Source organism: Bacteroides cutis, from assembly GCF_900241005.1.
GTDB lineage: Bacteria > Bacteroidota > Bacteroidia > Bacteroidales > Bacteroidaceae > Bacteroides > Bacteroides cutis.
In genome coordinates this window covers 127,841-153,018 of the sequence record NZ_OEST01000008.1, presented here as the reverse complement: position 1 = coordinate 153,018, position 25,178 = coordinate 127,841, and the positions used below count along the sequence as shown (strand labels likewise).

Here is a 25,178-nt window from a genome sequence, read left to right as displayed (position 1 = left end):
GATAAGATTTTGAAGGTAATCATTGCTGTAGCGAGTGCTATTGCAGGTGTAATAGGCGGTCAGGTGATGGCTGTCTAAAAAAGGAGGACTTCTTATTTGGAAGGGGCTGGAGTCTATGTGCAAATGTAGAATTCAGCCTCTTTTTTGTTACCGGAATGAATTTCTTATTTTCTTCATCAACTTCATTCCCAGCATAACTCCATCGAATACTGCCATGCCTGTGTTGAAGGCCCGCATGATTGCAGTGCCTCTGTCTGCCGCAGGAGCAAGTGGGGCGAACAGGTTCCTGGCGGTATCGTTCATTATCTTCTTTTGAGCACGCAATTCTTCCCGTGCTTCCGCTTTTTGTTTCTGGAGGCTCTCTAAAGTGATGAGGTCTGTATTGGAAGTATCATTCATATTCGTGATTTTTTAATCTTTGTTATTATCAATGAATAGTCCTGCGATGAATTTTGTCATCGGGTTGATGATAATCTTTTTACGGAATACAACGATTAGGATAATCAACAAGATATGGAAACAACTGATCAGGGCGAAACTTACCATCAATCCACCTACGATAGGATCTAATATGTAGGCGAGGGTGAAAGATAAGTAAAACAGGGCCACCATGCCGAGAATGACGACAAGAAGTACGAGTATCAATGTAGAAAGCAAGATTGTCAGCTTTTCAGTGACTTCCAGTTGAGTGTATTTCTTCTGGAGTTCCAGATACTTTTTAAACTCAATAAATAATTGCTGGATATTCTCTATACTTTTGTCGTCTGCAAACATAATGGCTCTGTTTTTTGAAATGTAGTTTTTTATTCGGCAGCTTCACCTTTGATTTCTGCGGCAATCTCGTCGACCAGGTTTTCCATTTCATTCCGGTTCAGTTTGATACCTTTTTTACGGAGAATTTCTGCAATCTTATGACGGGTATCTTCACCCTTTTCAGGGGCAAATAAAATACCAATAGCTGCACCTACTGCGGCACCACCCAAAAAAGCTGCTAAAACATTTAATCCTTTCATGATAATACTCCTTTCTTTTTATTAGGTTTATATGACAAAGCTAACAAAATATTTTGAAAGTTTGTTCAAAAAAACTTGCTTTTTAGAGTTGTCTATCATGAAAAGTGACAATCAGGCTTGCTTTTGAGGCTTATTTTGTCGGGTTTGCTTTTTCCTTCTCCAGAAATCACCGTTTGCGCGGCTACCTCTATATACTTTATTTTCTTTGGCTTTAACTTTGAGCTCTTCTGTCTTTGTTTCTTGGGCTTTGGTTCCGGTGGAGGTGATGAACGGATGTTCTTTTACGATCGGAATGGTTTTACCTATCAATTTCTGAATGTCTTTCAGGTATGGGAGTTCTTCTGATTCGCAGAATGAAATAGCTACTCCGTTGTGTCCGGCACGTCCGGTACGTCCGATGCGATGAACGTATGTTTCCGGAATATTGGGCAGTTCGTAGTTGATGACGTGAGACAGTTGGTCTACGTCAATGCCACGGGCCGCAATGTCCGTCGCTATCAATACACGGAGAGTATGACTTTTGAAACCGGTCAATGCACGTTGGCGTGCGTTTTGTGATTTATTGCCATGGATGGCTTCGGCGCCTATACCTGCTTTATTGAGAATACGTGCAAGCTTGTCCGCTCCATATTTGGTACGGGTAAATATCAGGACTGATTCTATTGCCGGATCCTTGAGTAGATATAACAACAAGTCTTTCTTTTCTTTCTTTTCTACAAAATAGATGGATTGCGATATGGTATCGACGGTAGAAGATACAGGAGTTACTTCCACTTTTTCCGGAGCGGTCAGCATGGACTTGGCCAGCTTTTCTATTTCGGGCGGCATGGTGGCTGAAAAGAAAAGGGTTTGCCTGCGCGGTGGGAGTAACTTCAGGATGCGGCGGATGTCATGGATGAAACCCATATCCAGCATGCGGTCTGCTTCGTCGAGTACGAAGAAGTCGAGTGTCTTTAAGTTGATGAAACCCTGGTTGACCAAGTCTTGCAGGCGCCCCGGAGTTGCAATCAGTATCTGTATGCCTCGCTTGAGCTCATCGGTTTGCGGTTTTTGCCCTACACCGCCGAATATGACGGCGTGACGTAGTCCGGTATATTTGCCGTATGCTTCGAATGACTCTCCGATTTGTATCGCTAATTCGCGGGTAGGAGTCAGTATCAATGCCTTTATTCCTTGACGGTTATCTGTCTTATATAACTTTTGCAGGATGGGAATGGAGAATGCCGCAGTTTTTCCGGTTCCGGTTTGGGCACATCCTAATAAGTCTTTTCCTTGAAGTAATATGGGAATGGATTTCTCCTGTATCGGAGTGGGGGTGGAATACCCCTCTTCTTGAAGAGCTCTTAATATCGGCTCTATCAATTTCAAATTTTCAAATGTCATGTAATTAATTAAATGGGCCTCACGCCCTGTTTTATATTTGACAAAGGTACGAAAGCCTTCTGGCTAAATCTCTTTTTGTCTTTATTATTCGTTCCTTTTAATTATATTTAACAGCATTTGGAGGGATTAGATAAGAGCTTAGGCGTACTTTTGTCTTTTAATTAAAAAAGTGGACTATGAAGAAATTGTTGGGCGGGAAAATACTTCTGATTTTGGTGTGTGTGCTGCTGGGATGTGTTTCTTGTATGAATGATGGCGGTTCGGATTGGGTAGGTAAATGGCAATTGCGTGAATGTCAATATCCCGATGGAACAGTGCAGAGAGTGGACAGCATATTCTATGGATTTCAGAAGGGGAGTTTTCTGGCATATTGTATGAATGAATATGGTAATTATGAAGCTTATTATGGATATTATAAATTGAAAGAGGATGAGATATCCATTATATTGTGGCCGGATAACAGTGCCGGAAATGAAGAGGCTCACAGTAATCTGATAAACTCCGCAGGTTATAAGAAATTCTTTAATTGGGGAGAAGAGGGGGAACGGACATTCAAGGTGGAGGAATTGACCAACAAGAAGATGCGGTTGAACTACCAGGGCGTTAAATATGTTTTCCGTAAATATTGATGGATTTAGAATAGACATAGATTTTACTAACAAAAAATGATAGAAAAAATGAAAAAATTAGCAGTATTGGGAATGGGAGTATGTATCGTACTGGCATTCTCTTCTTGTAAATCGAGTGAAAGCGCATACAAGAAGGCATACGAAAAGGCAAAACAACAAGAGTTGGCAGAACCTCAGACTACTGCTCCGGTAGAGGAGGTGGCTCCTGTAGTGACTGCCCCGGTAGAGGCCAAGGTAGTGGAAAGTGCTCCGGTAGGCGTGGTACGACAGGAGAAAGTTACAGTGGTATCCGGTGCTGATGGTCTGAAAGACTACAGTGTGGTGTGTGGTAGCTTTGGTGTGAAAGCTAATGCTGAAAACCTGAAAAACTTCTTGGATAAAGAAGGTTATAATGCTGTCATCGCATTCAATGCGGATGCTGCCATGTACCGGGTTATCGTAAGTACATATGCAGACAGAGCTTCTGCTGCAAGTGCCCGCGATGCTTTTAAGGCAAAGTATCCTAATCGTCAGGATTTCCAAGGGGCTTGGTTGCTGTACCGCATTAATTAATTGAATTCTTTTTGGTAATTCATAAGAAAGGGGTATTTTCCTCCTTTCAGGATAGGGCAGTAACTGGGAAGTTACTGCCTTTCTCTTAACTTGCTGGAAATGTTTATGGAACATGTATTTCAGCGATTGTGAAAAGTACTTATAAAATTTATCTTTTTCGTTTAAAAGAAGTTATAAAACCGGAAGTGGAAACTTTTTGCGATAAAAAAGTTTTTAATTTTGCATTTTATATTTGGATATAGTATGGGACGACAATATATACTCGATGCAATTGATGCGGCTTTGTGCGCCGGAAAAGACATTATTTCCATTTACGACGATCCGGCATCTGATTTTAAGATAGAAAAAAAGGCGGATAATTCCCCTTTGACTATTGCCGATAAAAAAGCACATGAGGCGATAACAAAGATTTTGCAGCATACCCCTTACCCTGTATTAAGCGAGGAAGGTAAACATTTACCATTTGTGGAACGTCATGAATGGGAAACTTTGTGGATTGTAGATCCTCTGGACGGAACAAAGGAGTTTATCAAAAGAAACGGGGAGTTTACAGTTAATATCGCTTTGGTACATGACTCGGTACCTGTGATGGGAGTAATTTATCTTCCGGTGAAAAAAGAACTTTATTTTGCAGATGAAGAAATTGGAGCTTATAAATTATCCGGCATTACGATGCGTGCAGAGACTACGTTGGATGAGTTGATGGCATCGGCTGTCCGTTTGCCGGATAAGGATGAACACGACAAGTTTGTGATTGTTGCTTCCCGTTCGCATCTTTCACCGGAAACGGAAGTTTACATAGAGGAGATGAAGCGTCATCATCCGGATGTAGAATTAATTTCCAGTGGAAGTTCTATAAAAATTTGTCTGGTGGCAGAAGGAAAAGCAGATGTGTATCCGCGTTTTGCTCCTACAATGGAGTGGGATACGGCTGCAGGGCATGCTATAGCGCGGGCTGCCGGTATGGAAATTTATCAGGTGGGGAAGGAAGAGCCTTTACAATATAATAAGGAAGATTTGCTGAATCCTTGGTTTGTAGTGGAGCCCAGACGTGTGAAAACTAAAAAACGATCCGTATGACGTTTGAGATTACATTTGTGCTTTTAGCCCTGTTGGGCATGGTGGTAGCCTTGGTTCTGGACAAGATGCGTCCGGGTATGGTACTTTTTTCGGTAGTAGTAGTGTTCTTGTGTGCAGGGATTTTGACACCGAAGGAGATGCTGGAAGGATTTAGTAATAAAGGAATGATAACTGTGGCTATGCTGTTTCTTGTCAGTGAAGGTATCCGGCAATCCGGGGCATTGGGGCAAGTTATCAAGAAATTACTTCCACAAGGTAAAACTACAGTGTTTAAAGCGCAGCTCAGAATGTTACCCGTGATTTCTTTTATTTCCGCTTTTTTGAACAATACTCCGGTTGTCGTAATTTTTGCTCCTATTATCAAACGGTGGGCAGAATCGGTAAAGTTGCCTGCTACTAAATTCTTGATTCCTCTTTCATACGTTACGATTTTGGGAGGTATCTGTACTCTGATCGGTACTTCTACCAATCTGGTGGTACATGGTATGATTATGGAAGCGGGATATGAAGGATTTACGATGTTTGAGTTGGGAAAGGTTGGAATATTCATTGCAATAGCAGGTATCGTTTATATATTTTTGTTCTCTTCCAAATTACTGCCGGATGTGCGTAAGGACGCGGTGAAGCCGGATGATGAGCCGGAGGAACAAGGTGACTTGCATCGTGTGGAGGCCGTACTTGGACCTCGTTTCCCGGGTATCAATAAGAAAATCGGGGCGTTTAATTTTAAACGCCATTATGGAGCTGAAGTGAAGGAGATAAAACGTAATGGTCAGACTTATACTCAAAATCTTGAAAATGAATATTTTCGTGATGGTGATACGTTGGTAGTGATGGCTGATGACTCGTTTATACAGACATGGGGGGAATCTTCTATCTTTGTAATGATTGCTAATGGAAAAGATACGGAACCGGTAGCAAGTAAGGGAAAACGGTGGTTTGCATTGATTTTATTGATCTTGATGATTACGGGAGCTACTGTGGGTGAGTTGCCTGTTGTGAAAGAAGCATTTCCGGATATGAAATTGGATATGTTTTTCTTTGTGTCTGTTACGACTATTATTATGGCATGGACAAAGATCTTCCCTGCCCGTAAATATACGAAATATATTTCTTGGGATATTTTGATTACAATTGCTTGTGCTTTTGCCATCAGTAAAGCAATGGTGAATTCGGGAGTGGCAGATATAGTTGCGAGTTATATTATTGGCTTGACAGAACATTACGGTCCTCAGGTGTTGTTGGCAGCGGTATTTATTATAACTAATCTGTTTACCGAGCTGATAACGAATAATGCTGCGGCGGCACTTGCTTTTCCTCTGGCGCTTTCTATTTCGGCACAGTTGGGAGTGAGCCCGATGCCGTTCTTTGTGGTAATTTGTATGGCGGCTTCAGCTAGTTTCTCCACACCTATCGGTTATCAGACGAATTTGATTGTACAAGGTATCGGTAATTATAAGTTTACAGATTTTGTACGTATCGGTTTACCGTTGAATATAATAACATTCTTGATTTCTATTTTTCTCATTCCATTAATATGGCCTTTTTAATTAAGTTATAGAATATATGACAGACAACAATAATATATATCCGATTTTCGATCGGATGCTGACACGGGAGGATAAAGAGACATTACTGAAACAGCGCAGTGTGATGATATGGTTTACAGGTTTGAGTGGTTCCGGTAAAAGTACGATAGCTATTGCCTTAGAACGGGAATTACATAAACGTGGATTGTTGTGCCGTATCCTTGACGGAGATAATATTCGTAGTGGAATTAATAATAACCTGGGATTTACAGAAGCTGACCGTGTGGAAAATATCCGTCGTATCGCTGAGGTTTCCAAACTATTCATAGATACCGGTGTCATTACTATTGCTGCATTTATCAGCCCTAATAGTGATATACGTGAAATGGCGGCAAATATTATAGGACAAGATGATTTTCTGGAGATTTACGTCAGTACGCCCATCGAAGAGTGTGAACGTCGTGATGTGAAAGGACTTTATGCTAAAGCCCGTAAGGGGGAGATTAAAAACTTTACGGGTATTTCCGCGCCGTTTGAGGCTCCTGCGCATCCGGCTTTGATGCTGGATACGTCTGTGCTCAGTTTGGAAGAATCTGTCAATAAACTGTTGGAACTTATTTTACCGAAAATTCAGAAGAATAATATATAATGAAAGAAGAGTATAAACTTAGCCACTTGCAGGAACTCGAAGCAGAGTCCATACATATTATCCGTGAGGTGGCTGCGGAATTTGAGAATCCGGTGATGCTATACAGTATCGGTAAGGATTCTTCGGTTATGGTACGTTTGGCTGAAAAGGCGTTTGCTCCGGGCAAAGTACCTTTTCCGTTGATGCATATCGATTCTAAATGGAAATTCAAGGAAATGATCCAGTTCCGCGATGAGTATGCCAAGAAATATGGCTGGAATTTGATTGTGGAAAGTAATATGGAAGCTTTTCATGCCGGTGTAGGTCCTTTTACTCATGGTAGCAAGGTACATACCGACTTGATGAAAACGCAAGCTTTGCTTCATTCTCTTGATAAATATAAATTTGATGCGGCTTTTGGCGGTGCACGTCGTGATGAGGAGAAATCGCGTGCCAAGGAACGTATTTTTTCTTTCAGGGATAAATTCCATCAATGGGATCCGAAAAACCAACGGCCGGAATTGTGGGATATATATAATGCGCGTGTACACAAAGGAGAGAGTATCCGTGTATTTCCGCTGAGCAACTGGACTGAACTGGATATATGGCAATATATTCGTTTGGAGAATATTCCTATTGTGCCATTGTATTTTGCCAAGGAGCGTCCATGTGTGGAGATAGACGGAAACCTGATTATGGCGGATGATGAGCGTTTACCGGAACAATATCGGGATAAAATAGAAATGCGTATGGTTCGTTTCCGTACTTTGGGATGCTGGCCGCTGACCGGTGCCGTGGAGAGTGAGGCGGATACTATCGAGAAGATTGTGGAGGAAATGATGACTACCACCAAAAGTGAGCGTACTACCCGTGTGATTGACTTTGACCAGGAGGCTAGCATGGAGCAAAAGAAACGCGAAGGCTATTTCTAAAATCTGTAATTAGTAATTTGTAATTAAGAAAATGGATAATAAATTAGATATAAAGGCTTTTCTTGATAAGGACGAACAGAAGGACTTGTTAAGATTTCTCACGGCAGGTTCGGTAGACGATGGAAAGTCCACTCTTATCGGGCGATTGTTGTTCGATAGTAAAAAATTATATGAAGACCAATTGGATGCCTTGGAGCGTGACAGTAAGCGTGTTGGAAATGCCGGAGACCATATTGACTATGCCTTGCTACTGGATGGCTTGAAAGCTGAACGTGAGCAGGGTATCACGATTGACGTGGCATACCGTTATTTCTCAACGAATAATCGCAAGTTCATTATAGCTGATACTCCGGGGCATGAACAATATACCCGTAACATGATTACAGGTGGTTCTACTGCTAATCTGGCAATCATTTTGGTAGATGCCCGTACGGGGGTTATTACGCAGACACGCCGCCATACATTTCTCGTATCTCTGCTGGGAATTAAACATGTGGTACTTGCTGTCAATAAGATGGATCTGGTGGATTTTTCGGAAGAGCGTTTTAATGAAATTGTAGGAGAGTACAAACAGTTTATTGCTCCGTTGGGTATTCCGGAAGTGACTTGTATTCCTCTTTCCGCACTTGATGGAGATAACGTAGTAGAGAAGTCTGACCGCACTCCTTGGTATAAAGGCACTTCTTTGTTGGATTTCTTGGAAACCGTACATATCGATAATGATCATAATCTGGCGGATTTCCGTTTTCCGGTGCAATATGTTTTACGTCCTAACCTTGATTTCCGTGGTTTCTGTGGTAAGGTTGCTTCGGGGGTTGTCCGTAAGGGAGATGAGGTTATGGCTTTGCCTTCGGGTAAGAAATCGCGTGTGAAGAGTATTGTAACATACGATGGTGAGTTGGATTATGCTTTTCCTCCGCAGTCTGTTACGTTGACTTTGGAAGATGAGATAGATGTGTCGCGTGGGGAAATGTTGGTACATCCGGGCAACCTGCCTTTGATGGACCGTAACTTTGAAGCAATGGTGGTGTGGATGGATGAGGAACCGATGGATATTAATAAATCGTTCTTTATTAAACAGACAACGAATGTAAGCCGTACGCGCATTGACAATATTAAATATAAAGTGGATGTCAACACAATGGAGCATCTTTCCATTGAAAACGGTAAATTGACAAAGGATACTCTTCCTATGCAATTGAATCAAATTGCCCGTGTAGTTCTTACTACTGCCAAAGAATTGTTTTTTGATCCGTATCAGAAAAATAAGGCATGTGGCTCGTTTATCCTGATTGATCCGATTACCAATAATACCAGTGCGGTGGGTATGATAATCGATAAGGTGGAGGACAAGGATATGCACTTGGCTGAAGATTTGCCTGTGCTGGACTTGCCTAAACTGGGTATTGAACCTGAACATTATGAGGCAATTGAAAAAGCTGTGAAGGAACTGGAACATCAAGGCATCAAAGTGATAATTAAAAACTAAAGATTAGAAATGGGGTTACTCGAATTTAACAAGCTTCCGATAAACACGCTGGTCGGTGCTGACTGGAAAACATTCAATGCTATTACGAAGGGGCGTGAGATAGAGGCTGCTTATAAAGGTAAGTATCGTTTGACAAAAGTTGTATGCCGTTTACTTTCTACGTTGGCTCCTTTACAGAACAAACGCTATGAAAAACTGTTAGCAGATAAACCGCTGGAATATGATCCTGTTTTTATACTTGGACATTGGCGTAGCGGAACGACTTTTGTTCATAATGTGTTTTCTTGCGATAAGCATTTCGGTTACAATACAACATATCAGACAGTGTTCCCTCATTTAATGATGTGGGGACAACCTTTTTTCAAGAAGAATATGAGTTGGTTAATGCCGGACAAACGCCCTACGGATAATATGGAGCTTGCCGTAGACCTTCCTCAAGAAGAAGAGTTTGCCTTGGCTAATATGATGCCTTATACTTATTATAACTTCTGGTTTTTGCCCAAATACCAACAAGAGTATGCGGACAAATATTTGCTGTTTGATGATATAACAGAAGATGAGTTGAAGGTTTTTGAGGAAACTTTTGTCAAACTGATCAAAATTTCTTTGTGGAATACGCATGGAACTCAGTTCTTGAGTAAAAACCCTCCTCATACGGGGCGGGTGAAAGAATTGGTAAAAATGTTTCCCAATGCCAAATTCATTTATCTGATGCGTAATCCTTATACGGTGTTTGAAAGTACTCGCAGCTTTTTTACGAATACCATTCAGCCGTTGAAGCTTCAGAATATCAGTTCTGAGGAGTTGGAAAAAAATATTTTGTCTATTTACGCCAAGCTTTATCATAAGTATGAAGCCGATAAAGTAAGTATTCCAAAAGGTAATCTGATAGAAGTGAAGTTCGAAGATTTTGAAGCTGATGCAATGGGAATGACCGAACATATTTATGAAACGCTTTCTATACCGGGATTTACGGAGGCTTGTGCAGATATAGAGAAGTATGTAGGAGGCAAAAAAGGTTATAAAAAGAATAAATATAAGTACGATGATCGTACGGTGCAACTTGTTCAGGATAATTGGAACTTTGCATTGGATCAATGGAAATATGAACTTTAATTGATAGATTGAGGAGAGTATATGATGATTTGTAAGAAACTTCGTACGTTGGCTTTGTTGTCCGTTATATTTTGTGGTGGGGCAGTATTGGCACAGCAGAAAGTAGAAATGATTCCTTTTGGAAACATGGATCAGTGGGTGGATCGTCAGATTAAAGAATCCGGAATAATTGGTGGCGCTACTAAGAATGTTTATGCTATCGGACCTACTGCCACTATCACTGAGAATAAGGTATATAAAAATATGGGTGGTTCTCCGTGGGCAACTTCCAATGTTATGGCACGTGTGGCAGGTATTACCAAAACTAATACGTCCGTATTCCCGGAAAAGCGTGGAGATGGTTTTTGCGCACGTATGGATACTCGCATGGAGAGTGTTAAGGTGTTTGGATTGGTTGATATTACAGTATTGGCTGCCGGTTCTATGTTTTTGGGTGAGGTACACGAACCGATTAAAGGTACCAAAAACCCGCAGAAGATGTTGAATTCCGGCATTCCTTTCACAAAGAAACCTGTTGCTATCCAATTTGATTATAAAGTGAAAATGTCCGATCGCGAAAAACGTCTTCGTGCTACCGGTTTCAGTAAAATAACTGATGTGGAAGGTAAGGATTTCCCGGAAGTAAATTTGTTCTTACAGCAGCGTTGGGAAGATAAGGATGGTAATATCTATGCGAAACGTGTGGGGACAATGGTAGTTCGCTATTATACTACTATGGATAATTGGCGTAATAATGCTACTTATTCTATCATGTATGGTGATATTACGGGAGATCCTGCATATAAGCCTCACATGATGCGTCTTCAGGTGGAAGAACGTTATGCTGTGAATAGTAAAGGGGAAAGTGTGCCGGTGAAAGAAGTGGCATGGGGAACAGCTGATGATGTTCCTACACATTTATTGTTGCAGTTTACTTCCAGCCATGGAGGAGCATATATCGGTTCTCCGGGTAATTCTCTTTGGATTGATAATGTAAAGTTGATATATTAATCGTAATTTTGTATCCTATAATGAGCAGGATAATAGCTATAGATTACGGTAGGAAGCGAACAGGGATAGCCGTTAGTGATACGCTACAGATGATTGCCAATGGTTTGACAACTGTACCTACTCATGAGCTTCTTGCTTTTATCCTTGATTATGTGGCTAAGGAATCGGTAGAACGGATTTTAGTGGGGCTTCCCAAACAGATGAACAACGAAGCTTCTGAAAATATGAAGAATATAGAGCCATTTGTCCGTTCTTTGAAGAAAAAGTTGCCGGATATGCCTGTGGAGTACGTAGACGAACGTTTTACTTCTGTTCTGGCTCATCGTACTATGTTGGAAGCCGGGTTGAAGAAAAAAGCCCGGCAAAATAAAGCTTTGGTGGATGAAATCAGTGCGACAATTATTTTGCAAACATATCTGGAGAATAAACGTTTTTCCTCCTTATAGTAGTATAGTGAATGTAATTAGTAATTTGTAATTGATAAGATGATTTTACCTATTTATGTATACGGACAACCCGTATTGAGAAAAGTGGCGGAAGATATAACGCCTGATTATCCTAATTTGAAAGAGTTAATCCAGAATATGTTCGAAACGATGAGTAATGCTGATGGTGTGGGACTTGCTGCTCCGCAAATTGGTTTACCAATTCGTGTGGTAACTGTTGATCTGGATGTGTTGTCGGATGATTATCCTGAATATAAAGATTTTCGTAAGGCATATATTAATGCGCATATTTTGGAGGTGTCTGGTGAAGAGGTTTCCATGGAGGAAGGATGCCTGAGTCTGCCTGGTATTCATGAGGCTGTGAAAAGAGGTAATAAAATACGTGTGAAATATTTGGATGAAGATTTGGTGGAGCATGATGAAATTGTTGAGGGATACCTGGCTCGTGTCATGCAACACGAATTTGACCATTTGGATGGGAAAATGTTTATAGACCATCTGTCCCCCTTGCGTAAACAGATGATAAAAGGAAAGCTGAACGCGATGTTGAAGGGGAAGGCGCATTGTACCTATAAGGTGAAGACCGTAAAATAAGTAAACCATATAATAAGGTATAAAAGGCTCAAAAAATATAAAAAGTCTTCGGTATATCCTGATATGTAAACGAATAAACGTTACTTTTGTTTCGTTTACAAGTATTTATAAGACAAGATGATAAAAAAAATATTAACGGCTATTTTGCTGTTACCCACGTTGTTGTATGCGCAAATCAATACGGAACGGGTGATGACTATCGCTCGAAACGCATTGTATTTTGAAGACTACGTGCTTTCTATCCAATATTTTAATCAGGTTATTAATGCGAAACCTTATTTATATGAGCCTTATTTCTTTCGTGGACTGGCGAAGATCAATCTGGATGATTTCCAGGGAGCGGAAGCTGACTGTGATTTGGCGATCCAAAGAAATCCTTTTGTAGTAGGAGCTTATCAGATTAGAGGATTGGCGCGTATCCGTCAGAATAAATTTGATGGGGCGATAGAGGATTATAAAACTGCATTGAAATATGATCCTGAAAATGTGGTACTTTGGCATAATCTTACCCTTTGCCACATGCAGAAAGAAGACTATGATTCGGCAAAAAAGGATTTGGGGAAACTTTTGACTATTGCTCCCCGATATACGCGTGCTTATCTGATGCGTGGTGAAGTCAACTTGAAACAAAATGATACTATACAGGCTTTAAATGACTTTGAAAAGGCCATCGATATGGATCGTTATGATCCGGACGGATGGGCTGCACGAGCTATTGTTCGTCTTCAACAGGGTAAATATAAAGATGCTGAAGGTGATTTAGATCAAGCTATCCATTTGAGTGCCAAGAATGCGGGGAATTATATCAACCGCGCTTTGGCGCGTTTTCATCAAAATAATTTGAGAGGTGCCATGAGTGATTATGATCTGGCATTAGATATCGATCCGAATAATTTCCTGGGACATTATAATCGTGGTTTGTTGCGTGCCCAAGTGGGAGATGATAATAGGGCGATAGAGGATTTTGATTTCGTGTTGAAAATGGAGCCGGATAATATGATGGCTACCTTTAATCGTGGTTTGCTGCGTGCACAAACGGGTGATTACAGAGGGGCTATCAGTGATTACTCTAAAGTGATTGATGAATATCCTAATTTCATGGCTGGTTATTATCAGCGTGCCGAAGCAAGAAAGAAGGTAGGTGATCGTAAAGGTGCCGAACAGGATGAATTCAAGGTTATGAAAATGCAGATTGACAGGCGTAACGGTGTTTCATCCGGTGGTGAAAAAGATATGGCGGATAATAATTCGGGAGAGGGTGGAACGGATAATGAAAAGACACGTAAGAAATCTGATAAGAATATGGAGAATTACCGTAAAATTGTGATTGCGGATGATTCGGAAGCTGATCAGCGTTATACAAGTGATTATCGTGGACGTGTGCAGGATAAGAATGTGACGATAAAACTTGAACCAATGTATGCGCTAACTTATTATGAAAAGTTGAGTGATGTAAAACGTGTGATACACTATCATAAATACATTGATGAGTTGAATCATTTGAAGTTGTTTCCAAAGTCTTTGCGTATCACGAACATGGAGGCTCCATTGACTGAAGAACAAGTACGTTTCCATTTTGCACTGATAGATACTCATACATCGGATATCGTAGCAGATGATAAAAATGCGAAGAAACGTTTTATGCGTGGGTTGGATTTCTATTTAGTACAGGATTTTGCAAGTTCTATTGATGACTTTACACAGAGTATTCTGCTGGATGATACTTTCTTCCCGGCTTATTTTATGAGAGCTTTGGTTCGTTGTAAACAGTTGGAATATAAGAAGGCAGAATCCACTATGAATGAGGGGGCTGTGTCGGGAACACCAGAGGCTAAAACAGTGGAAGTTACCGCCATAGATTATGATATTGTGAAAAATGATTTGGATCATGTCATCCAATTGGCTCCTGATTTTGTTTATGGTTATTATAACCGTGGTAATGTGTTGTCTATGCTGAAAGATTATCGTGCTGCTTTAGCAGATTATGATAAGGCGATTGCTTTGAATCCGGATTTTGCCGAGGCTTATTTTAACCGTGGCCTGACTCATATCTTCCTAGGTAATAACAAACAGGGTATTTCTGACTTGAGTAAGGCTGGCGAATTGGGTATTGTTTCAGCTTATAACATTATCAAGAGATTTACAAATATGCAGTGATAACATTTTTTTTCTAAAAAATAGAATATCAATAAAGAATTCGTTATTTTTGTGTTTTGAAATTTGAATTATACGTAATATTATGATAAAGATAACATTTCCAGACGGCTCTGTTCGTGAATATAACGAAGGAGTAACGGGACTGCAAATAGCAGAAAGTATCAGTTCGCGCCTGGCACAGGATGTGCTGGCTTGTGGCGTAAATGGAGAAATTTATGATTTGGGGCGCCCCATTAATGAAAACGCAGAAGTGGTTCTCTATAAGTGGGAAGACGAACAAGGGAAACATGCGTTTTGGCATACAAGCGCTCACTTGTTGGCCGAAGCATTGCAAGAGTTGTATCCGGGTATTCAGTTTGGTATTGGACCTGCTATTGAAAACGGCTTCTACTATGATGTAGATCCGGGTGAGATTGCTATTAAAGAGGCCGATCTGCCTGTTATCGAGAAGAAAATGGCTGAACTTGTGGCAAAGAAAGAAGCTGTTGTAAGAAAAGATATTACAAAAGCAGATGCTATGAAGATGTTCGGTGATCGTGGAGAAACTTATAAATGTGAGCTGATTTCTGAATTGGAAGATGGTCATATCACAACTTATACGCAAGGTGCGTTCACAGATTTGTGTCGTGGCCCGCACTTGCAGACTACTGCTCCTATTAAAGCCATCAAGTTGACTTCGGTAGCGGGAGCTTATTGGCGTGGTCAGGAAGATCGTAAGATGATGACTCGTATCTATGGTATCACTTTCCCGAAAAAGAAAATGTTGGATGAATATCTGGTATTATTGGAGGAGGCAAAGAAACGAGACCATCGTAAGATTGGTAAAGAAATGGATTTGTTCATGTTCTCCGATACGGTGGGTAAGGGATTGCCGATGTGGTTACCGAAGGGTGCAGCATTGCGCTTGCGTTTGCAGGAGTTTTTGCGTCGTATTCAGGCTCGTTATGATTATCAAGAGGTTATAACTCCACCAATTGGTAATAAATTGTTGTATATTACATCCGGGCATTATGCAAAATATGGTAAAGATTCATTCCAACCTATTCATACTCCGGAAGAGGGAGAAGAGTACTTCCTAAAACCGATGAATTGCCCTCATCACTGTATGATTTATAAAAACTCACCTCGTTCTTACAAGGATTTGCCTTTGCGCTTGGCTGAATTCGGTACGGTTTGCCGTTATGAACAGAGTGGTGAGTTGCATGGATTGACTCGTGTGCGTAGTTTTACACAGGATGATGCTCATATCTTCTGTCGTCCCGATCAGGTGAAAGATGAATTCCTTCGTGTTATGGATATTATTTCTATCGTATTCAAATCCATGAATTTTACGAATTTTGAAGCTCAGATTTCTCTGCGTGATAAGGTAAACCGCGAAAAATATATTGGTAGCGATGAGAATTGGGAAAAGGCGGAACAAGCTATCATTGAAGCGTGTGAAGAAAAAGGACTGAAAGCCAAGATAGAATATGGTGAAGCGGCTTTTTATGGTCCTAAACTGGATTTTATGGTAAAAGATGCTATTGGACGTCGTTGGCAGTTAGGTACCATTCAGGTGGATTATAATTTACCAGAACGTTTCCAATTGGAATATACAGGAGCAGATAATCAGAAACATCGTCCGGTAATGATTCATCGTGCACCGTTTGGATCAATGGAACGTTTTGTTGCTGTACTGATTGAACATACTGCCGGTAAATTCCCGTTGTGGTTGACCCCTGATCAGGTCGCTATTTTGCCTATCAGTGAGAAATTCAACGATTACGCTCAGGAAGTAAAACAATATTTGAAGAAATACGATATTCGTGCTATTGTAGATGAACGTAACGAGAAGATCGGACGTAAAATACGTGATAACGAAATGAAACGTATTCCTTACATGTTGGTTGTGGGTGAAAAAGAAGCTGAAAATAGAGAAGTTTCTGTCCGTAAGCAGGGTGAAGGTGATAAAGGAACCATGAATTTTGAAGAATTTGCTAAAAAAATGAACGAAGAAGTTCAAAATATGATAAATAAATGGTAACTTTGCGCCCAATTGTAAAAGCATAGCATATAATTGATGTTCTAAAGTTCGCTTTTACTTAATGCAAAAAATAAATTTGGTAGTAATAAACAAGAAACAAACTGGAAGTAAAGGTTATTTAATGAAGAATGACAGCATGAAGGCGCAATATCGGATTAATGAGCAAATCCGCGCCAAGGAAGTCCGCATTGTGGGCGATGAAGTAGAACCAAAAGTGTATCCTATAGTTCAGGCATTGAAGCTGGCAGAAGAACACGAAGCGGATCTTGTGGAGATTTCTCCAAATGCACAGCCCCCTGTTTGTCGTATTATTGATTACTCTAAATTTCTTTATCAGTTAAAGAAGCGTCAGAAGGAGCAAAAAGCAAAACAGGTTAAGGTCAATGTGAAGGAAATTCGTTTTGGGCCTCAGACTGATGATCATGACTATAATTTCAAGCTGAAGCATGCAAAGGGATTTTTGGAAGATGGTGATAAGGTAAAAGCATACGTATTTTTTAAAGGTCGTTCTATTTTGTTTAAGGAACAAGGTGAAGTGTTGCTTTTGCGTTTTGCAAATGACTTGGAAGAATATGCTAAGGTAGATCAGATGCCTATTTTAGAGGGGAAAAGAATGACTATTCAACTTTCTCCAAAGAAAGGAGCTCCTAAGAAAGTGGTTGTATCGAAATCGGTAGAGACCTCTAAAAATGTTTCTACTGAATCAAAAGACGAATAATAAAAAAATGAGTAACGCCACAGGTATAGTGCGTTGCCATATAATTAAATAATTTAAAAATTAGTAAGATGCCAAAGATGAAGACTAACTCCGGTTCTAAAAAAAGATTTACTCTTACCGGAACAGGTAAAATCAAAAGAAAGCACGCTTTTCATAGTCATATTCTGACTAAGAAAACTAAAAAGCAAAAGAGAAATCTGTGTTACTCTACAATCGTTGATATAACGAATGTAAGTCAGGTTAAGGAACTCTTAGCTATGAAGTAATCAAAAGCGTACGAAGTATTATTAAAGTTATTAACCGAATGCATTAGCTTTAAGTCCGCTGCGTGGAGTAACGGCGCTAACATTCAAAAACAAGTAAAACTATGCCAAGATCAGTAAATCATGTTGCTTCTAGAGCAAGAAGAAAGAAAATTTTGAAATTAACCAGAGGTTACTTTGGTGCAAGAAAGAACGTTTGGACCGTTGCCAAGAATACTTGGGAGAAAGGTTTGACTTATGCGTTCCGTGACCGTAAGAATAAGAAAAGAAACTTCCGTGCTTTGTGGATTCAACGTATTAATGCTGCTGCACGTTTGGAAGGTATGTCATATTCTAAATTGATGGGTGCTTTGCACAAGGCTGGTATCGAAATCAATCGTAAAGTGTTGGCCGATTTAGCTATGAACCATCCGGAGGCCTTCAAAGCTATTGTTGCTAAAGCAAAAGCAGCATAACTGTTTGATAATAAAATTACAAAGTGCTGATTACAATAGGGTAGTCAGCACTTTTTGTTTATAAAGAAGATGAGGAATTGTGAAAACGGTACTGTCGAGAAAACAAATTTCTATTTTCTCTTGTTTCTTTCATATAAACTTGTTATCTTTGTTTTAGAAAAATATAGCCGCATTGATTGGATCGGGAAACTCATCAATTTTAATGAAATACCGAGACAAGCTTCGCTTCTCAATGGCGGGCCACGCCCTTCGGGGTAACTCTTGAGTCGGTGGATTACAAAGAGGACGGGCACTCAAATCATGTCATACGGAGTTTCATCACATCATCGGTGCGGCTTTCTATAAAAAGGAACGGTAATCTTGCGACTACCGTTCCTTTTTCTTTTCCTATTGTTTTGAAGCATTTGTAAATCCCAAGGATAAGTACACAAGTATTTATATTTTTAACTGCGTACTTATTTATATCTATGCACGTATGTGCATCTATATTATATGGACTTTTTATTTATTGTCCCGTAAATCTCTTACTCTGATAGCTTTTCCTTCACTTTGCGGTAAAGAACCTTTTTTTACAAGCTTTAGCTTAGGCGTGACTAGTATTTCATCTTTTAATTGACGGGTAATTTCTTTACGTATTTTTTCTAATTCAATATAGTTATCAGTAGATAAATCACTGAGTTCTACCTCTACGATCATTTCATCTTGGTTATTGACTGTTTCCAATGTGATGAGATAATTACTACCCAACTCAGGAAATTGCACCAATACTTTCTCAACTTGCATAGGGAAGATGTTGACTCCCTTAATAATGAACATATCATCACTCCGTCCTTTAATACGGTCAATACGTATATGTGTACGACCACATGGACATTTACCCGGTAATATACGAGTTAAATCACGAGTACGATAACGTATTAAGGGCATCATCTCACGATCAAGAGTTGTCAAGACTAATTCTCCAATTTCACCTTCAGGAACCGGTTCTCCAGTCTCTGGATCAATAATCTCTACTAGATAACAATCTTCCCAAAAGTGCATCCCATTTTGCTCAGTACATTCAAACGCGACACCAGGACCGTTCATTTCGGTCATGCCGAAACTATTATAGGCTTTTACTCCTAACATTCGTTCAATTTTTCGACGTTGTTCGTCTGTATGAGGTTCTGCTCCAATTACAAGTGTCTTGAGGCTGGTACAGACGGGGTCAATGCCTTCTTCCTGAAATACTTCAGCCAAACGGATAGCATAGCTAGGAATGGCATGCAAGGCTGTTGTTTGGAAGTCTGTAATGAACTTTATTTGTCGTTTACTATTACCTGCGGCAGCAGGAACTGTCAATGCACCCAGACGTTCTGCACCGTATTGGAAACCTAGCCCTCCTGTAAACATACCATAACCCGAACTGTTTTGGAAAACGTCGGTCTTACGTATACCTACCATATAAAGACAGCGTGCTACTAAATTAGCCCATGAATTCAAATCGTGCTGGGAGTGGACAATAACGGTTGGAGTGCCCGTAGTACCACTGGATGAATGAATACGGACTCCATCTTCACGCATATTACCGGATACTAAACCGAAAGGATAACAGGCACGCATATCAGCTTTGGTAGTAAATGGAATTTTACGGATATCTTCTATTGATTGAATATCCTCTGCTGTTATACCGTTTTCTTGAAAAACTTTTTTATAATATGGGGAATTTGATGCAATATTAATTGTTTTTTTCAACCGTTGGAGTTGTAGTTTACACAACTCTTCACGTGGCATGGTTTCTATCTCTTCTTCCCAGTATTTGTCATTCATGGTCTTTTGAAATTTAGAGTTTACATCAGATTTTCTGCAATTTCCTTACCTGCTGCCAATGCTTTGAGATTTAATTCCACAATAGCTTCTCCTTTACGTTGGAATATATCCCGAATACTATCTTGTATCTTAGTATAGTCTATACCTAAAAATGGAATGGTTGCACCTAACAATACAATATTGGCAACCCGTGGGGATCCCACTTCTTTAGCTACTTCATTTACATTCAATATGATTTTGTGAGGTAGTTTTTCAAGTTCCATTTTTATATCTTTTTCTGTTGGATAGTGAGGTATGTTGATAAAAGGGACTTCATTGGTTACCAGCCATCCTTCATGGTTCAGGTAGGGAAGATAACGTAGAGCTTCCATTGGCTCTAATGAAATTATGAGATCGCATTTTCCTGTAGGAATGAGGTCTGAAGCAATAGGTTGATCGCTGATACGAAGGTTGGATTGTACATCACCACCTCGTTGGCTCATGCCGTGTACCTCGGCTTGTTTCATATATAAGCCGTTTTTAAGAGCAGCCTGACCGATTACAGTAGCGATGGAGAGGATACCTTGTCCACCCACACCTGAAAGTATGATATCTTTTTTCATAGTTTTACTTGTTTCGTTTTTTACGTGCTAGGGTTTGAATACATTCTCTACGAGGGATGATAACAGATACACCATGGTATTCAATCTCTTCGCGGATAATCTGTTTCATCTCATCATAGTTCTTTTTCAAAGGAACTACGACGCGTATATGCTCCGGTGCGACACCGATTCCTGCGCAAATAGCCTCCAAACGTCCGGTTCCTGCAGAATCTTGTCCACCAGTCATGGCAGTGGTTTCATTGTCTGAAATAACAATTGTTACGTTGGTGTTCTCGTTTACACAGTCCAGTAAACCGGTCATTCCGGAATGAGTGAATGTAGAGTCGCCTATAACAGATACAGATGGGTATACGCCTGCGTCAGAAGCCCCTTTTGCCATTGTGATGGAAGCTCCCATATCTACGCAAGAATTAATAGCGTTGAATGGTGCGTTAGCCCCTAATGTATAACAACCTATATCACTAAACACTTTATGGGTCGGGTATTCTTCTTTTAATACTTCTGTCAATACTGTATACATATCACGATGTCCACACCCTTCACACAACGCAGGCGGGCGCATTTCTACTAAAGAAGGCGTACTGAATTCAGCTTTATTTTCTTTACCTACAGCACGTGCAACACTGTCAGGATTTAATTCACCGTCTTGTGACAATGTTCCATCCAGTCGACCTTTTACTTTGATACCAATACCAAGATAACCTTTCAATTGTTTCTCAACAAATGGTTGACCATCTTCCAAGACCAAAATTTCATCACAGGTATTTACAAGTTGCATCAACTGTTTTTTAGGAAGAGGATATTGCCCGATTTTGAGTACTGGATATTCACATCCCTTAGGATAATTTTCCATCAGGTAATTATAGCCGATGCCACAAGCAATTATACCTAATTTCTTATTAGGACCATCCATATACTTGTTATATGGAGAGCTTTCTGATGCTTTAATGAATTCCTCCTGACGTTGCAACAGTATTTTATAGCGTTTACGCGCATTACCGGGAAGCAGTATAAACTGACGTGGGTCTTCGCTGAAAGAGATTTCATTTTGTGGCTGTTGTTCCTTACGTTCAACACCGGAACGGGAGTGTGCCAAGCGTGTAACCATGCGCATTAACAGTGGCTCACCCATTTGTTCCGAGAATGCAAAGCCATTATAAACCATGTCGTATGCTTCCTGTTGGTTACTTGGTTCATACATAGGTATAAGTGCGAAATCACCGTAAAAACGGCTATCTTGTTCGTTTTGTGAAGAGTGCATGCTGGGGTCGTCAGCTGCAATAACAATCAGTCCGCCTTTTATACCAGTGATGGCGGAGTTTATAAAACAGTCGGCTGCGACGTTCATACCTACATGTTTCATACAGACCAGTGAACGTTTTCCGGCAAAAGACATACCTAGTGCAGTTTCCATAGCTGTCTTTTCGTTGGAACACCAACGATTATGGATGCCTTTTTCAATAGTAATCGGTGCCATTTGAATATATTCGGTAATTTCCGTAGAAGGAGTACCGGGATAGGCATATACACCGGAAAGTCCGGCATCTAATACAGCTTGTGCAATGGCTTCATCGCCAAGTAAGAGTTGCTTGCTCATTTCTTATTGTTTAAGTGTTAGTCACGGTTTTAATAATAGTCGCAAATATAGCCTTTTGCTTTTATTTTATCGTAATATTACTTGAAAATCTTTCTTTCGTTCAATGCTTTCCAATATTTTCTTGCATTTCTCATGTGCTCTACATAATTGGAGGCGAAATTATGAGTACCAGAAAAATCTTCTTTAGCGCACATATATATATAATCATGTTTTGCGTAATTTAATACGGCATCTATCCCTATGGGAGAGGGAATGCGTATCGGTCCGGGGGGTAAACCAGGATTACGATAGGTATTATATGGTGAATTTATACTCAAATGGGAATTTGTGATGCGGCGTAGGCTGAAATCTCGTAGGGCAAATTTGATGGTAGGATCGGCTTGTAGAGGCATTCCAGAATGAAGGCGATTGATGTAAAGCCCTGCAACCATTGGTTTCTCAGAATTATTGTTTGTTTCTTCCTCGACGATAGATGCCAGGGTACAAACCTCTTCTGGGGTCATACTTATATCTTCGGCTTTTTTCAATCGTTCTGAATTCCAGAATTTTTGATGCTCTTTTTGCATTCGTTCAAAGAAATCATTTACACTCATGTTCCAATATACCTGATAGGTCTCGGGGATAAAAAGACAAGCCATAGTTTCTTTATTGTATCCAATTTTATGTTGGAATACAGAATCATTCATAGCCCTGGAAATCTCTACAGAATCAATCATAAGTTGCTTGCCTATATTACGGGCCAATTTGTCTAATGTTCGTACACTTCCAATAGTGAGATTCATAGGCTCTTGATATCCTCTGTAAAAACGACTGAAAACGTGATAAACGTTTTCTCCAGGTCGAACTACATATCGTCCCGTATGAATATGCTTGTGATAATCACGCCATTTTACCATCCATTTAAATCCTGTAATTTTTTTTAGATGACCTTGAATTTTCACCTTATTATATACAGAGTCAACCGTATCGTCGCGATCAATATAAATGTAGGTTGTTTTGGGAGGATGAAATTGTGGGGCAAACAAATAATAATAAACTGTACCGGTACAAATAATTGCAATAAATAATAAGATTGCAAATATTCCGAGAAGGATGCTTATTTTTTTCTTTCTCATATTCTTGTTCTATTTATTGGAGGAGACAAAGGTATAAAGAATATAGAAAAGGTCATAAAAAAAGAGATGCTTTTACATCTCTTTCTTGAGAGCCGCTAGCCAGACTTGAACTGGCGACCTACGCGTTACGAATGCGTTGCTCTACCAACTGAGCTATAGCGGCAAATGACTTCTGTTTACGGGGTGCAAAGGTACATCTTTATTTGAATTTGCAAAAATAATCGTTTGATTTTTTTTGATTATTTCTTAATGATTATTGTGATATTTGGATATTGTAATATTTTCTCCTAAAATAATTGGAAAATCAAATGAAAAGAAGCATATTTGTAACTTAGCTAAAACAAAACAGACGTTTCATATTATATTATGAATTCAAGACTATACTATAAGTATCTTTCTTCTCGTATTGCATCCAAGTGGATTGTTTTACTGATAGACCTGCTAATCGTATTGGTTTCTATGTTATTAGCATTCATCATACAATGGGAAATATCGTCGATTACATATAACACTTCTTTATACAGTTGGATGAGTGTGCTTACTGTTTTATGCTGTGCTTTATTTTTTCAGATTTTCCATACTTATGTTGGCATTATCCGCTTTTCTTCATTTATAGATATTTATCGTGTGTTTATATGTCTTACTTTGAGTTTTGGACTATTAGGATTAGGAAACTTCTGTTGGTGGCTTTTTGGTTTGGAAAATACACTTCCGGGAAGTATACTTTTTATGGCATATATTTTTACTTTTTCTTTTATGTTATGTTTACGTATTTCCATAAAGATTTTTTACGAAACCATAGCTTTTGATGCACGCCATAGTATAAACATATTTATTTATGGATTTTATGGAACAGGAGTAAATGTTGCCAAAGCGTTACGGGTAAATCGCAATAATCATTTTCGTTTGCGTGGTTTTATTTCAGATGAGCCCGATATGATTGGAAAATTGTCCATGGGATGTAAGGTATATGCTAATGATGAGAATCTTTTAAATAGATTGGAAAAGAAGAAAGTACAGGCTATTATCATTTCTCCGGGCAAAGAAGTAGAACTGGAAAAAACAGGTATGATGGAGAAAATGCAGGCGCATAATATTCATTTGATGACCTTACCGCCATTGAGTGATTGTGTTGATGACGGTTTGATAAAAAATCTTCAAATAGAAGATTGGTTGCGTCGGGAACCGATTAAAGTTGATATGCGAAAGATTGCTTCGTTTATTGAGGGGCGTAAAATCATTGTAACAGGCGCTGCCGGTGCTGTAGGACGGGAGATTGTTCGTCAATTGGCGGCATTAAATCCATATCGCTTGATATTGATAGATCAGGCAGAAACGCCTTTATACGACATTCAGTTGGAACTATCTGATAATTGGAAAAACTTGGATGTGAAAGTACAAGTAGCTGATGTGGCAAATCATAGTCGCTTGGAAGCCATTTTTCGGGAAGTTAATCCTCAACTTGTATTTCATGCGGCAGCTTATAACAATATACAGTTGATGGAAGATTTTGTTTCAGAGGCTATTCGGACTAATATAGAAGGTACTTTGAATATAGTAGAATTGTCTTTAAAGTATGATGTAAACCGGTGTGTACTTGTATCTACTAATGGGGTAATAAATCATAAAACGATAGTTGATAAAACTAAATGGCTAGCAGAAGTCGGTGCGAGAGCTTTGATGGTATCAAATGTGGTTGAAACAAATAGAAAAATGATGATTGTTCGTTTGGGTAGAATTTATCCTTTTGAACCTCAATGTTTAATGGCTATGTCGGAAGCGTGCCAACTACTATTGGAAGTATGTAATATCGGAGAAGATGGAGCTACGTATTTATTGGATGATGCTTGGAACTCTTGTACTGAAATGACAACTCATCCTATGGTACTGAAATGTAAATTGGAAGATACTAATTATAAACAGACGTATGCTCGCATTACTACTTTGGTTCGTGATAGCTATACGGAAAATCAGATGATATTAAGAAAAGGAATTAATTCTTTTTCCGAAACTTCACAATGAAATAAATGTATATTATGAAATAATGTATTACCTTTG

Annotated in this window: 26 protein-coding genes and 1 tRNA gene; 18 read left to right on the top strand and 9 right to left on the bottom strand. The window is 39.6% G+C overall.

Going from position 1 to position 25,178, the window contains the following annotated elements; genetic code table 11:
- The first annotated feature begins 6 nt into the window (after window positions 1-6).
- Complete coding sequence (locus tag C1A09_RS16410) at window positions 7-78, top strand: smalltalk protein (RefSeq protein ID WP_370738759.1); 72 nt, start codon at window positions 7-9, stop codon at window positions 76-78.
- Between the two features lie 69 nt (window positions 79-147).
- Here the strand turns inward: C1A09_RS16410 and C1A09_RS15165 are convergent, their stop codons facing one another.
- The 4 genes from C1A09_RS15165 to C1A09_RS15150 all read right to left on the bottom strand — a co-directional run bounded on the left by C1A09_RS15165 (window position 148) and on the right by C1A09_RS15150 (window position 2,396).
- Window positions 148-399, bottom strand: coding sequence for a hypothetical protein (locus C1A09_RS15165; RefSeq protein ID WP_101545909.1), 252 nt, complete (start codon window positions 397-399; stop codon window positions 148-150).
- A gap of 12 nt (window positions 400-411) precedes the next feature.
- Window positions 412-774 carry a phage holin family protein gene (locus C1A09_RS15160; protein ID WP_101545907.1) on the bottom strand — a complete coding sequence of 121 codons (363 nt, stop codon included), beginning with the start codon at window positions 772-774 and terminating at the stop codon, window positions 412-414.
- 29 nt (window positions 775-803) lie between these two features.
- On the bottom strand, window positions 804-1,013 hold the full coding sequence (locus tag C1A09_RS15155) for a YtxH domain-containing protein (protein WP_101545905.1): 210 nt from the start codon (window positions 1,011-1,013) through the stop codon (window positions 804-806).
- A gap of 111 nt (window positions 1,014-1,124) precedes the next feature.
- Window positions 1,125-2,396 carry a DEAD/DEAH box helicase gene (locus C1A09_RS15150; RefSeq protein WP_101545903.1) on the bottom strand — a complete coding sequence of 424 codons (1,272 nt, stop codon included), beginning with the start codon at window positions 2,394-2,396 and terminating at the stop codon, window positions 1,125-1,127.
- Window positions 2,397-2,572: 176 nt separating this feature from the next.
- Here C1A09_RS15150 and C1A09_RS15145 point away from each other — a divergent pair, with 176 nt between their 5' ends.
- The 16 genes from C1A09_RS15145 (at window position 2,573) to rplT (ending at window position 17,997) form a co-directional block, all read left to right on the top strand.
- Window positions 2,573-3,025 (top strand): lipocalin-like domain-containing protein, encoded by a 453-nt coding sequence (locus C1A09_RS15145; protein ID WP_101545901.1) that lies wholly within the window; start codon window positions 2,573-2,575, stop codon window positions 3,023-3,025.
- Between the two features lie 48 nt (window positions 3,026-3,073).
- A complete protein-coding gene (locus C1A09_RS15140) occupies window positions 3,074-3,577 on the top strand; it encodes an SPOR domain-containing protein (RefSeq protein WP_101545925.1) in 504 nt (167 codons plus the stop codon).
- Between the two features lie 243 nt (window positions 3,578-3,820).
- Complete coding sequence (cysQ, locus tag C1A09_RS15135; protein WP_101545898.1) at window positions 3,821-4,657, top strand: 3'(2'),5'-bisphosphate nucleotidase CysQ; 837 nt, start codon at window positions 3,821-3,823, stop codon at window positions 4,655-4,657.
- A complete protein-coding gene (locus C1A09_RS15130) occupies window positions 4,654-6,207 on the top strand; it encodes an SLC13 family permease (protein ID WP_101545896.1) in 1,554 nt (517 codons plus the stop codon). The genes cysQ and C1A09_RS15130 overlap by 4 nt, the downstream gene beginning before the upstream one ends.
- Before the next feature lie 16 nt (window positions 6,208-6,223).
- Window positions 6,224-6,835 carry an adenylyl-sulfate kinase gene (cysC, locus tag C1A09_RS15125; protein ID WP_101545894.1) on the top strand — a complete coding sequence of 204 codons (612 nt, stop codon included), beginning with the start codon at window positions 6,224-6,226 and terminating at the stop codon, window positions 6,833-6,835.
- Entirely contained in the window at window positions 6,835-7,746 is a 912-nt protein-coding gene (cysD, locus tag C1A09_RS15120) for a sulfate adenylyltransferase subunit CysD (RefSeq protein WP_101545892.1), read from the top strand. The genes cysC and cysD overlap by 1 nt, the downstream gene beginning before the upstream one ends.
- Window positions 7,747-7,777: 31 nt before the next feature.
- Window positions 7,778-9,235 carry a sulfate adenylyltransferase subunit CysN gene (gene cysN / locus C1A09_RS15115; RefSeq protein WP_101545889.1) on the top strand — a complete coding sequence of 486 codons (1,458 nt, stop codon included), beginning with the start codon at window positions 7,778-7,780 and terminating at the stop codon, window positions 9,233-9,235.
- A gap of 9 nt (window positions 9,236-9,244) precedes the next feature.
- Window positions 9,245-10,351, top strand: coding sequence for a cholesterol-responsive sulfotransferase (locus tag C1A09_RS15110; RefSeq protein WP_101545886.1), 1,107 nt, complete (start codon window positions 9,245-9,247; stop codon window positions 10,349-10,351).
- A 24-nt stretch (window positions 10,352-10,375) separates the two neighbouring features.
- Window positions 10,376-11,341, top strand: coding sequence for a PCMD domain-containing protein (locus C1A09_RS15105; protein WP_101545923.1), 966 nt, complete (start codon window positions 10,376-10,378; stop codon window positions 11,339-11,341).
- A 20-nt stretch (window positions 11,342-11,361) separates the two neighbouring features.
- Window positions 11,362-11,787, top strand: coding sequence for a Holliday junction resolvase RuvX (ruvX, locus tag C1A09_RS15100; protein WP_101545884.1), 426 nt, complete (start codon window positions 11,362-11,364; stop codon window positions 11,785-11,787).
- Window positions 11,788-11,826: 39 nt separating this feature from the next.
- Entirely contained in the window at window positions 11,827-12,381 is a 555-nt protein-coding gene (gene def, locus C1A09_RS15095; protein WP_101545881.1) for a peptide deformylase, read from the top strand.
- A 117-nt stretch (window positions 12,382-12,498) separates the two neighbouring features.
- Window positions 12,499-14,538 (top strand): tetratricopeptide repeat protein, encoded by a 2,040-nt coding sequence (locus tag C1A09_RS15090; RefSeq protein WP_101545879.1) that lies wholly within the window; start codon window positions 12,499-12,501, stop codon window positions 14,536-14,538.
- Between the two features lie 82 nt (window positions 14,539-14,620).
- Window positions 14,621-16,561 (top strand): threonine--tRNA ligase, encoded by a 1,941-nt coding sequence (gene thrS / locus C1A09_RS15085; protein WP_101545877.1) that lies wholly within the window; start codon window positions 14,621-14,623, stop codon window positions 16,559-16,561.
- A gap of 121 nt (window positions 16,562-16,682) precedes the next feature.
- Window positions 16,683-17,279 carry a translation initiation factor IF-3 gene (infC, locus tag C1A09_RS15080; protein WP_101545921.1) on the top strand — a complete coding sequence of 199 codons (597 nt, stop codon included), beginning with the start codon at window positions 16,683-16,685 and terminating at the stop codon, window positions 17,277-17,279.
- 68 nt (window positions 17,280-17,347) lie between these two features.
- On the top strand, window positions 17,348-17,545 hold the full coding sequence (gene rpmI, locus C1A09_RS15075) for a 50S ribosomal protein L35 (RefSeq protein WP_101545874.1): 198 nt from the start codon (window positions 17,348-17,350) through the stop codon (window positions 17,543-17,545).
- A 101-nt stretch (window positions 17,546-17,646) separates the two neighbouring features.
- Entirely contained in the window at window positions 17,647-17,997 is a 351-nt protein-coding gene (gene rplT, locus C1A09_RS15070) for a 50S ribosomal protein L20 (protein WP_007214085.1), read from the top strand.
- Window positions 17,998-18,498: 501 nt separating this feature from the next.
- Here the strand turns inward: rplT and C1A09_RS15060 are convergent.
- From C1A09_RS15060 to C1A09_RS15040, 5 genes are all read right to left on the bottom strand, one after another.
- Window positions 18,499-19,806: a phenylacetate--CoA ligase gene (locus C1A09_RS15060; protein ID WP_101545870.1), complete on the bottom strand. Its 1,308-nt coding sequence runs from the start codon at window positions 19,804-19,806 to the stop codon at window positions 18,499-18,501.
- 20 nt (window positions 19,807-19,826) lie between these two features.
- The gene (locus C1A09_RS15055; RefSeq protein ID WP_101545868.1) at window positions 19,827-20,408 is read right to left on the bottom strand and encodes an indolepyruvate oxidoreductase subunit beta; all 582 of its coding nucleotides are present in this window, start codon (window positions 20,406-20,408) and stop codon (window positions 19,827-19,829) included.
- 4 nt (window positions 20,409-20,412) lie between these two features.
- Window positions 20,413-22,005, bottom strand: a complete 1,593-nt coding sequence (locus tag C1A09_RS15050) for a thiamine pyrophosphate-dependent enzyme (protein WP_101545866.1) — start codon at window positions 22,003-22,005, stop codon at window positions 20,413-20,415.
- A gap of 77 nt (window positions 22,006-22,082) precedes the next feature.
- Entirely contained in the window at window positions 22,083-23,120 is a 1,038-nt protein-coding gene (mltG, locus tag C1A09_RS15045; protein ID WP_101545864.1) for an endolytic transglycosylase MltG, read from the bottom strand.
- A gap of 90 nt (window positions 23,121-23,210) precedes the next feature.
- Window positions 23,211-23,283, bottom strand: a tRNA-Thr gene (locus C1A09_RS15040).
- Between the two features lie 203 nt (window positions 23,284-23,486).
- Here C1A09_RS15040 and C1A09_RS15035 point away from each other — a divergent pair.
- Window positions 23,487-25,142, top strand: coding sequence for a polysaccharide biosynthesis protein (locus tag C1A09_RS15035; RefSeq protein WP_101545862.1), 1,656 nt, complete (start codon window positions 23,487-23,489; stop codon window positions 25,140-25,142).
- The last annotated feature ends 36 nt before the right edge of the window (window positions 25,143-25,178 follow it).